Below are 12,619 nucleotides of genomic sequence, written 5' to 3'. Positions count from 1 at the left end.
GTTCTTAATTTTAGAAGAATCGAGGAGATTTAATTTTACTTTGTCCTTTGTTAAACTGATAACGTAAGATGATTTCATGGGTTCCATCGTTATATTTATTTAGTTGGCTCACGGTGTAATCGAAAGCATATCCTAAATAAAAACTCTTAGATATTTGAAAACCTGCTAAAATACTTACGGAATCATCTGTTCTATAAGAAGCACCGATTACAAATTTTTCGGCAAGCATAAAATTTGCCGAAATATCAGCAGTAAGTGGTGCTCCACTCACTGCTTTTACTAAAAATGCTGGTTTAAATTTTAAATTCGGATTCAAATCAAAAACATAACCTCCCATTAAATAATAATGTAAACGATCATAATCTATAGATTCCTGAACATCATCGTAATAAGTGCTTTGAATAAAACTAGGTACAGATAAACCTACATACCATTTATCGGTATAGTAATATACTCCTGCTCCAACTGCCAATTTTGCTTGATTGTTGATATTTTGATTCAATAAAACATCGTTTGGATCGTAGTACTTTCCTTTTGACCAATCAATATTCAACATTCTCATACCCGCTTTTAACCCAAATGCTAGTCTTTTTTCATAACCTAACGGAATTGAATAAGAGAAATTTCCATCTAGATATAGTTCATCTGACGGGCCGATTTTGTCGTTTACAACGCTAAGTCCTAAACCAATCTTTTCGTCACGAAGCGGAGTTTGAATAGAGAACGACTGTGTTTCTGGTGCACCAGGAATTCCAATCCATTGTGAACGGTATAAAAGTGCTGCTTCTAAACTGCCGGTAGACCCAGCATAAGCTGGATTTACCGCCATTGTGTTGTACATATATTGTGTGTACTCTGGATCTTGCTGCGCGGTTGCACAAAATGTGCTTAAAGAACATATTATTACAAAATACGTTTCTAATGATTTTATATATAGTTTCATAACGATACTTATTTAGTTTAATTAATTAGATGATTAATCGAAATGCTTATCTCATAATAGATAACCATCCTTTTTTAACCGTTCCATCTCCAATGGTAATCACATAAAAATAAGTACCCGTTGGCAGCATATCTCCTCTATTAATTACTCCCGACACATTTGCCGTTCCGTTCCAATCATTTTCGTAATGCTGTTTACTGTATACCAATGCTCCATATCTGTTATAAACTTTCAGCTCATTATTTGGATATGATTCGATACAATCAATTCTGAAAAGATCGTTTGCTCCATCGTTATTTGGTGTGAATTCATTGTAAACTGTCAAGCAAATTGGATCAACAGAGGCTGAAGCCGAATTATTTGAAGCATCAACATCTAATGGAGTTGAAATTTCTATTGTAGCCACATTTAAATAATTTCCGCTTGGCAATACCTCAGCAACAATAGTGAGTGTTGCACTTTGACCTGAATTCAACGTTGGAATCGTCCAGAGCTGTGTCTTTGGATCATAAACTCCGATAGTTGTGCTTGAACTTACCAAATCATAACCGCTAGGCAGCAATTCGCTGACGATGGTATTTATAAAACTACCTTGTCCTACATTATTTACAGTCACTGTAAAGGTTACATGATCACCAAAATTAGGTGTTGGATTGTCGACTGTATTTGTAATTGTTATATCTGAACAAGTCGCAACTGTTACACTTAAAGTCTTGGTGGTAGTTTCATTACAAGTATTGATATAAGTAACTTGAACTTTACCCGGTCCAATATCTGACCATGAAATTGTAACATCATCATCTGATGTTCCGCCGCCATTAATAATGGTTCCATTAGTTACAGACCAAACGTAATTTGATTTTCCATTTGCTATCGAATAAGTCACACCTTGAAAAACACATGGTGTATCATCATTGGTTGTAATTGGAACTAAAGCGTCATTTTCAAAACTAACTGTTACACCTAATCTTGAAGCTCCTCCACAGCCATTTGTAATATTGATAAGGGCATCGGCATAATATGTCGTTGCAGTTAACAATGTACTTGCAGTTAACGGAGCTCCTCCTGTTGGTGTTGAATACCAAACTACATTTGCTTCATTAACCTGAATATTAGCTAATGTTGGCGATGCTGCTAAACAGAATACTTGTGCTGTTCTTGGTGTTGTAATTCTTCCAGGAGTATTAACTGTTACTGCAACTGCTAATCTATTAGGATTCTCGCAGTTTGTAGTGCTTGCTGCCGCTCCGTAGTAAGTTCCCGTTGCTAAAGCTGTAGAAGCCGGAATAGCAGTACCTCCTGTTTGGGTGTTGTACCAAATTACATTTGCTTCATTAACCTGAATACTGGCAATTGTAGGCGAAGCAGTTGAACAGAAATCTTGTGTTGTATCTGTTGTAGTTGGCGTTGGACTCGGAGTTGTTACTGTAATTGTAACTTTTAAACGAGTTGCGCTTTTACATCCTGTTGCAGCGTCTGTGATTTCTCCATAATATATACCAGAAGTTAACGCAGTTGTTGCAGTAATTGCAGTTCCTCCAACAGGAACATTAAACCATGATACGTTGCTTTCATTTACTTTAATACTAGCAATGGTTGGTGCTGTTGTTGAACAAAACTCCTGTGCTGCATTATTAGTTGTAGGTGTAATTGAATTACCAACAGTTACCGTTACTTTTAATCTATTACTGCTCTCACAACCTGTTACAGCATCTTTTAATGCTGCAAAATAATCTCCATTTACTAATGGTGCAGTTGAAGCAATCGCCGTTCCTCCAATTGCTGCGTTATACCAAATTACATTACTTTCATTAACTTGGATACTGGCTACCGTTGGATTATTACCTGAACAAAAAACCTGTGTTCCAGAAGTTGTTGTTGGTGTAACAGGATCTGTAACTTTTATTGCAATTGGCAGTCTTGTATTACTTTCACAAGATGTTACTGGATCTTTTATGGCTGCATAATAAGTTCCTGTTGTTAATGTTGTTCCCGCAGGAATCAAATTTCCTCCAACTAAATTAGTGTACCAAACAACATTATTCGCTGGACTTACATTAATTGATGCGAACGTTGGCGCGTTTACAACACAGAAATCTTGGTCTTTATCTGCAATGTTTGGTGTTCCTGGATCTGTTACATTTATTACAACTGCTAATCTTACATTACTTTCACAAGTTGTTGTGGCATTTTTCAAAGCCGCATAGTACGTTCTTGTAGTCAATGCTGTTGCTGCTGTTACTACATTTCCGCCTGTTAATGCGTCATACCAAACTATATTTCCTGTTTCTGGACTTACATTAATACTTGCAATTGTTGGAGTATTTACTAAACAGAAGTCTTGATCTTTATCTGCAATGTTTGGTGTGCCCGGATCTGTAACATTTACTGCTACAGCTAATCTTACATTGCTTTCACAAGTTGTTGTGGCATTTTTCAAAGCCGCATAGTACGTTCTTGTAGTCAATGCTGTTGTTGCTGTTACTACATTTCCTCCTGTTAATGCATCATACCAAACAATATTTCCTGTTTCTGGACTCACATTAATATTGGCAATTGTTGGAGCATTTATCAAACAGAAATCTTGATCTTTATCTGTAATATTTGGCGTACCTGGATCTGTAACATTTACAGCAACTGCTAATCTTACATTGCTCTCACAAGTTGTTGTGGCATTTTTCAAAGCTGCATAGTAAGTTTTTGTTATCAACGCTGTTGTTGCAGTTACTACATTTCCTCCTGTTAAGGCATCATACCAAACTATATTTCCTGTTTCTGGACTTACATTAATGCTTGCAATAGTCGGAGCATTTACTAAACAGAAATCTTGATCTTTATCTGAAATGTTTGGTGTTCCTGGATCTGTAACATTTACGGCGACTGCTAATCTTACATTGCTCTCACAAGTTGTTGTGGCGTCTTTCAATGCAGCATAATACGTTCTTGTTGTCAATGCTGTCGTTGCTGTTACTACATTTCCTCCTGTTAATGCATCATACCAAATAATATTTCCTGTTTCTGGACTTACATTAATATTTGCTATAGTCGGAGTATTTACCAAACAGAAATCTTGATCTTTATCTGCAATGTTTGGTGTGCCCGGATCGGTAACATTTACTGCTACAGCTAATCTTACATTACTTTCACAAGTTGTTGTGGCATCTTTTAAAGCTGCATAGTAAGTTTTTGTTGTCAACGCTGTTGCTGCAGTTACTACATTTCCGCCTGTTAATGCATCATACCAAACAATATTTCCTGTTTCTGGACTTACATTAATGCTTGCAATAGTCGACGCATTTATCAAACAGAAGTCTTGATCTTTATCTGTTATGTTTGGCGTACCTGGATCGGTAACATTTACTGCTACAGCTAATCTTACATTGCTTTCACAAGTTGTTGTGGCATTTTTCAAAGCTGCATAGTAAGTTTTTGTTGTCAACGCTGTTGTTGCAGTTACTACATTTCCTCCTGTTAAGGCATCATACCAAACTATATTTCCTGTTTCTGGACTTACATTAATGCTTGCAATAGTCGGCGCATTTACCAAACAGAAGTCTTGATCTTTATCTGTTATGTTTGGTGTTCCTGGATCGGTAACATTTACTGCTACAGCTAATCTTACATTGCTCTCACAAGTTGTTGTGGCGCCTTTCAATGCAGCATAGTAAGTTTTTGTTGTCAACGCTGTTGTTGCAGTTACTACATTTCCTCCTGTTAAGGCATCATACCAAACTATATTTCCTGTTTCTGGACTTACATTAATGCTTGCAATAGTCGGCGCATTTACTAAACAGAAGTCTTGATCTTTATCTGTTATGTTTGGCGTACCTGGATCGGTAACATTTACTGCTACAGCTAATCTTACATTGCTTTCACAAGTTGTTGTGGCATTTTTCAAAGCTGCATAGTAAGTTTTTGTTGTCAATGCTGTTGTTGCAGTTACTAGATTTCCTCCTGTTAATGCGTCATACCAAACTATATTTCCTGTTTCTGGACTCACATTAATATTGGCAATTGTCGGAGCATTTACCAAACAGAAATCTTGATCTTTATCTGTTATGTCTGGTGTTCCTGGATCTGTAACATTTACAGCGACTGCCAATCTTACATTGCTTTCACAAGTTGTTGTGGCATCTTTTAAAGCCGCATAGTAAGTTTTTGTTGTCAACGCTGTTGTTGCAGTTACTACATTTCCTCCTGTTGAGGCATCATACCAAACTATATTTCCCGTTTCTGGGCTTACATTAATGCTTGCAATAGTCGGCGCATTTACTAAACAGAAGTCTTGATCTTTATCTGAGATGTTTGGCGTGCCCGGATCTGTAACGGTAACTGTAATCGCCAGCCTGTTTTTACTTTCACAATAAACCGTTGGATTCAATTTTATTGGAACAGAAAATACTCCATAATAGATTTTGCTAGTCAATGGATCGCTTGCTAATAGTGGAGTTGTACTTGTCGCAGAATCATACCAAACAACATCAGCTTCATTAGTTTTAAGATCTGAAACTTTTGGACTGTTTATTACACAAAAATCTTGAGTATTATCATCAGTTGTTGGTGTTGCTGGATCAGTAACTGTTACTGTTACTTCTTTAAGTTCACCAGCTTTATTTGGACAAGTATTGTCACTTTTAACTGCTGCATAGTAAGTCATAGGACTCATTGCCGCCGTTAAACCAGAGGCTGTCAAAACTCCTGTTACATTATCTACTGTGTAAGTTACACCATCAATTAAACCAGTTAAAATAGGCTTCGTTTTATTAGCATCTAAATACCAAAAGAATACTGGATTTACCAAAGAACTCGATGGTGTTAAAGTCGCTGTCGTATTATGACAAACTGAATCATTATTAACCGAAATATCCGTTGGAAGAGAAGTTGGTAAAATAGTAAATGTTACTTGTTTTCTATCGCCTGGAGCAGTTTCACAATATTCATCAGAACTAAGTCCTACATAATAAGTATAGGTTCCAGGAGACAATCCTGTTACATTTAATGTTGAAGTTGTTTTTCCTGGTATTAAATTACTTTTTGTTCCATCAAAACTATACCAGTAATAGACTGGATTTGTAAGTGTTGGTAAAGGTGTAACTAAAACAGCTTCTAAGCTCACGTTCCCATTTTCAGAACAAATCACGGTATTAGATCCATTATTTATTTTTATACTAGCTATAGTTGCAGCTGGTGTTGTTGCTCTAACTACCACTGTTACTACGCCTCTTGTTAAAGCTGGACAACCATAACGTATAGGCTGAATATAATATTTATAAGTACCCGCTGCCATTGCAGCTGGAAGTGTATAGGATTGACCATTAGCCAATACATTACCGCCAGTTGGAGAATCATACCAAGCATAAGTCGAACAGTTCTTAGGAGCAACCTCCAATTTTAATTCAGAACCTGGACAGACCGTGAGCGTATTTTTAATATCACTGCCTATAACCTTCGTATTGGTTACTCGGTCTATACTATGAACTCTAAGCTGATCAAATACACTTGCTACACCACCCAAACTAATTCTAACTCTATCGTAAGGCTGAGTTTGAGGTGCTAGAATTGTCATAGCCATAGTATCGCCTGAAAGTAATTTTAAACTCAACAAATTACTGTCATTCTTAATAGGTGCTCCAACCTCAATATTTCCTGAATAAAGTTGAATAACGAACCCTGTAAGCAAATTAAGATTTAAAATTGTACCAGGTTTAGAAATCACTATTCTAAGACTATCTCCTACCATTGACGGTGTTCTAAAAGCGGTGGTAAGTTCAGCTGCTGCCAAAACTCCTGCTCCGCTAAACATTGTAGCATAAGTACCCACATCACCATCAGCAACATTCCAAGGTTGAGAAACTCCAACTGTAGTAGTTAAAGCTCCAACTCCTAAATCTCTTACGCCGGAGAAAATATCTTCAATATCACCCTGACCACATGTAATTTGTTTTACTTGTTTTTTATAATGAGCATCATAAACATTAATACTTTGTCCCACACTTAAAACTGATCCTAGTTGTACTCGGATACCATCATAATCTTTAGTACCAGAAATATCAGAAGGAACGAAGGTATATTCAAATGAGTTTTGCCCTGATAATAGATTTACTAATGATCCAGATACAGATTGCAGAGTTCCAATATCAATTGGATTTCCAAGTCCGTCACGTTTCGTACCTACTACCGTAATACTTTGTCCTACCGCAATTAAACTGTTTTCTAAACCAAGTTTCACAGTTACAGGAGTTCCTTTAGAAATAGTTTTTGGCCATTGCAGGTTTTGCCATGTCGTTCCAATACCCAAAAGCCCAAAACCTGTCGTTATTGTCGAATATGTACTTGGGTTACCATCTACTGCTAAAGCCTCATTCGAAACACCACCGGTAAGAATTGATCCGTAAGATTGTTCATTAGCATAAACTCTTTCTAGTAAAGTATCACAATCCAAAGGATCAATAACACTGATTGTTACCGTTTGACTATTGGTACACGTTCCATTATTGACAATTACAGTATAGGTATAAACACCAACAGTATTAAGTGCTCCTGTACTATTTGAAGGTAAAGCATTACCTTGCGGATCATACCAAGTTATTGCTGCATTTGATGTTGCGTTTAATGTTACAACTTCTCCTTTATTAACTACTCTATTAGTGGTTACATCTGTTAAAGTTGGAATCTGATTAATTGTAACAGTTACTTTCTGCTTGGCCGATAAACAGCTATTACCTTTTGTTTGAGCTTGAATCCAATAATCACCACTTGCCGTAATATTTACAGCCGCTTCGTCTGTAATTTGAGTATTTATTGGACTATAGAAAGTATAAGTCGTATTTCCTGATGTATCAAAACTTGCTATTGCATCTTTTAAATTGACCTTTGCACAACCTGATAAAGTTGCTGAAACTGTTAAAGCTGGAGTTGGAGCGTAATTTACAACTACTTCTTTTAATGTCCCCGTTTCATTTTCGCATGAACCTTCATTGACTACTGAAATAAAATATGTAGTAGAAGACGTTAATCCGCTAATCGTCAAGGCTCCCGCAACATCTTTTGAGTACGTTACACCCGCAACATTTCCGGTTGGTACCGGCTGCGTTTTATTTTGATCAAAATAATAATTAAACTTAGCTCCTGCTAATGAAGATGTTGGAGACAATACAATTCCTCCGGTACAAGAAGTTGTCAAAGGACTACTTATTAAAATATCCCCAGCTGTTGGAACTGATACAATATTTACTGTCACTGCTTGACGAGTAGAATTCACACAAGTACCACGCGTTTCTTCTAAATAATAAGTTGTACTTGTATTTAATGCCAGCGTAGTATAAGTTGAAAGTGCCGAAAGCTCAGTACCTCCTGTAGGCAGATTATACCATTTATATGTTTTTCCTGTAGTATCAGAAGTAACTGCCAAATTTGCTGATTTCCCTACACAAACAGTAGTTCCCGAAACAGCTGCTTCTTTAAATCTATAAGATGCTCCATAAATATCTAAGCTAGTTGCTATATTAGCTAATCCGCCTAATTTAACTTGAATGGCTGAAAATGATCCTCCCGCAACAAAACTTGCTTTAAATCGATTTCCTCCCAACAACTGAACATTTACGAGAGCTCCAATAGTGGTCAAATCATTATTTGGAGTTGCACCATTAAAACTTCTTAATGTAACATTAGAAACAAGTCCAAGATCAACAATTCCTCCCGGCAATCCTAACTCTACATCTATAATATCTCCCGCTTGACCCGTTGTTGTAAAAATTAACTTTTGTTCTAAGGTTGACAAAATACCAAGTCCGAAAGAAAGTTTTGCTGCAGTAGTATTATCTCCATCTACTGAAAAATCTGGATCTGTCACACCGCAAGGAACTATACACACAGCACCATCCAAACTCGTTTGTTGTATAGTGGGTCTCAAACAAATATCAACTGTATTAATTACAGAGACATTAATTACAGCTCTTGGACTACTTTTGCAATCTGAAGCTGTATCTACAGCTTCTACATAAAAAGTTTTACTAGCAGTTAAAGCTGGACTAGGAGTAAAAGTACTACTGCCTAATTCTATTGATATTCCTCCGCTAGGAACATCAAACCAATTATATTTTATGGTTCCTCCAGCATCTACTACAGCCAACTGCACACTCTGACCAGACTGAATCGTTACATTTGAAGATACTGGAACTGGTACAGAAGGAAGAGGGTTTACATTTATCGTTTTTTGTGTACGAGTACTCGAACAATTTCCAATCACCGCTTCAACATAATAACTTGTAGTAGCTATTAAATTTGGTGTTGAATAGGAAATTCCCGTAAATATTAAACTTCCTCCAGTTGTAGCATCATACCAATTATATGTTGTTCCTGCGATTGCCGAAACAACAGATAAAACGGCTGAACCTCCTGCACAAATATTTGTAATAGTAGAATTAATTGCAGGTGCAACAGGATTATTTACAGTAACAAGAACAGCCGATCTTTCGCTATTAACACATCCATTGCGAGTTACCTCGACATAATAAGTTGTATTTGCTGTTAAAGCAGGAGTTGTAAAAGCAGCCGCACTTGATAATAAATTTCCTGCTGTTGCAGCATCATACCATTTAATCGATTCACCTAAAGCTACATCGGCTGTTAATGTTGTTGTTTGCCCGCTGCAAATAGTTTTATTTCCAGTTATAGTTCGTTCTTTAAACTTATATGAAGCTCCATAAATATCAAGGCTCGTTAATAACAAAGCCAATCCGCCCAACCTAATCTCAACACGATCAAAAGAAGATTTTGCTTCAAAAGTTACTCTAAAACGTCCACCAGAAAGTAACTGAACGTTCAAAAGAGAGTTTACTGCCTTACGATCGTTATTGAATGTAGCACCATTATAAGTCGCAAGAGAGATGTAAGTTAATAAACCAACATCAGCTAATCCGCCTGGGATTCCTAATTCAACTGTAATAACGTCTCCCGCCTGACCTGCATTATTAAATTGCAAAATCTGCTGCACCCAATCATTAACAAGTCCAACAGGAACAGTCAGCCTTGCGGCAGAATTATTATCACCATCAACTGACTTATTCTGATCTAATGAACCACAAAGCAAACAAAGCCCACTCTGAGAAGTCTGCTGGCTATTTGCCTGTAAGCAGCTGCCTTGTGCAGCCGTAACCGTAACTGTAATAGGAACTCTTAAAGCACTAACACAGCCACCCGCACTATTACGAGCTTCAACATAAAAAGTTTTTGTCGCAATTAAAATAGGTGTCGTAAAAGTATCGGAGCCTCCTAATAATTTAGTCCCTCCTGCAACTACATCGTACCAATCAAAAGTAACCCCTGATTCATTGGTAAAAGCGTTTAAAGTTGCATTTTGACCAGACAGTATCGACACACTCTGAGTTAACACCGTTGGATTTGCAGGAACTGGTGTTGATGTGACAGTTACCGTAGTTCTTGTCGTTTTACAACTTCCAATCGAAGCTTCAACATAAAATTTAGTAATACCAGTTGGAACCGTTGGAGCATAAGTATTTCCAGGCGTTAAAAGGTTTCCTCCAGTTTCTGCATCATACCATTTATAATCTGTACCAAGCACAGGGTTTATTACAGACAATGTAGTTGCTTGTGTTGCGCCAGAGGAGCAAATTGCAGTACCAGCTGTACTAATTGTTGGTAAAGCCGGCTCAATTACATTAACTGTTACAGGAGTACGTTGATCACTTTCACAACCTCCAACTCTCGAAGTACTAACATAATAAGTTTTAGAAGCTGTCAAAGCAGGTGTAGTAAAACTACTAACAGCTGAAAGAGCAGTTGTTGATGTTGGAGAATCATACCAAGCAACGGTTGTCCCAGCAGCTGCAGTAGCCGAAAGCGCAATTGACTGTCCTGTACATACAGATTGGGTCTCACCGCCAACAATTGTTGGTTTAGCAAATTGCAAGCGTGCATCGTAAATACGCAAAGTATTTAGAACACCTACTAAACCACCACCAAGCTTAATTACAACTCTGTTAGCATCTTGAGTCAAAGTGTATCGTATAACCCCAATTTTATCACCCGAAAGCAATGATAAATTCAAAATAGAACTGCCTAAAGCAATTTTATCACCAGCACTTACTGTGCCCAAAAAGGGCTCAATTGTTGCAGTTGAAAACAACCCTAAATCAAGTATATCATCACCGCTGCCAATGTACAATACAATTTGATCACCAGCTTTTGCTGTCTGATTAAAAATCAAGGTTTCCTGAAGAGTACAGACAACTCCTACAACAGTACTTAAAGTTGTAGCTGTTGTTGGCACCGCACTGGACTCAGCATCATAAGCAAATGCAGGATCAGTTATACCAGAACCAATGCATAATCCCGAATTACCAATACTATGCGAAGTGGGTCTACAAAAGGTTTGCGCAAAAGTCATATTGCTCAAAAGCAATAAAAACGCCAAACCAAATAATCTCTTCTTTAAGATGAGATCATAAAAAGTAATTTTTTTCATAATTTGGAAGATTAGAAAATGGACAATAAAATACCTGTTGCGGTAAGCACGTATGCTTAGGCAATTTTAAAACTGTTAATAATCAAACACTTAGAATGAAATTTTAATTTTTAGTGATCAAAAATTAAAACTGCACTTTAATAAAAATTATGTTGTATTGTGTATACCAAAGTATACGAAAGAGCACTTTTTGCTCCTTTTGAACAAAAAATGTCTTGAAACTTTTTGGAAATACTGATCTAAATCAGACTTCCTCGTGGAGTGATTTGTTAGAGGGATAATTTTCATAAAAGAAAATTTAAGTTTAAGTAGAACTGGGGGTAATTCTATTAAATATACTATCATTCAATATTTATAGAAAGTTGATTACTCTTTCTGTAAACTTTATTTCATTAGAATAAACTCTAAAACTGAATGTCAATACCCTTAATAAATAATAATACTGTTTTTAAAAAACAGAAAAAAATCTTTCATCAACAAAACCGCCGATTGGATTTTGAAAACGAAAAAATAAAATAATTGTAAAATTTGAAAAATAAGTTTGAAGTGGAACTAAAATTAAATTTCAAAATCAATTCAATTTTATACAAACTCATAAAAAATAAAGCCAAAATAATACCTAATGAAAAAATGATAAAGAAAGTAATGATTAATTCCATACGCAACTTAATTAAGTTATTATAAAAAACTTCAACTCTCATTGTTATAGAAGTAAACAATTAAGTATTAAAAAATACTTAATCAGAATGTTATTTCCAGAAACAGAAAAAACAACTTTGTTTAACTTTTCTAATCTAAAATTAGAAAAAAGAAACACACTAAACAAGTGTAAAATTCCTATCTTTTAGTTTAAAAAAAACTAAAAATATCAGAACATCAGAAAAACCTATAGTTGAACTGCATCTTTTATCGTCATATACCAACTAAAATTCTTTGATTTTTTTATGTTAAACTTTTTATTGTAGTACAAGTACTACGATAAAAAAGAAAAAATCACTCAAAAGAACATCAAAATGAACCAAACAAGGAACAAATCTTACATTTATACCTGAAAATTGCAATTTATTGCAGTATTAAGAAAAAAAGCGTAGAAATACGGGGTAAAAAAAATGACAAAGTTTAAACAAAAGTTAAAAAATTAAAAAAAGGCAAACAATTGCAATAAACAACCATTTACCTTTTACATTCTT

General features: G+C 35.9%; 2 protein-coding genes. Both read right to left on the bottom strand.

The window, feature by feature from the left end; translation table 11 throughout:
* Nucleotides 1-10: 10 nt before the first annotated feature.
* Complete coding sequence (locus NLG42_RS14695; protein WP_257681423.1) at nt 11-943, bottom strand: PorP/SprF family type IX secretion system membrane protein; 933 nt, start codon at nt 941-943, stop codon at nt 11-13.
* Between the two features lie 46 nt (nt 944-989).
* A complete protein-coding gene (locus NLG42_RS14690; protein WP_257681422.1) occupies nt 990-11,429 on the bottom strand; it encodes an Ig-like domain-containing protein in 10,440 nt (3,479 codons plus the stop codon).
* Nucleotides 11,430-12,619: the final 1,190 nt, after the last annotated feature.

It is taken from the genome of Flavobacterium plurextorum (assembly GCF_024638035.1).
Taxonomy (GTDB): Bacteria; Bacteroidota; Bacteroidia; order Flavobacteriales; family Flavobacteriaceae; genus Flavobacterium; species Flavobacterium plurextorum.
Note: the sequence above shows the minus strand (reverse complement) of the source record. Positions and strands in the feature narration are given on the sequence as shown.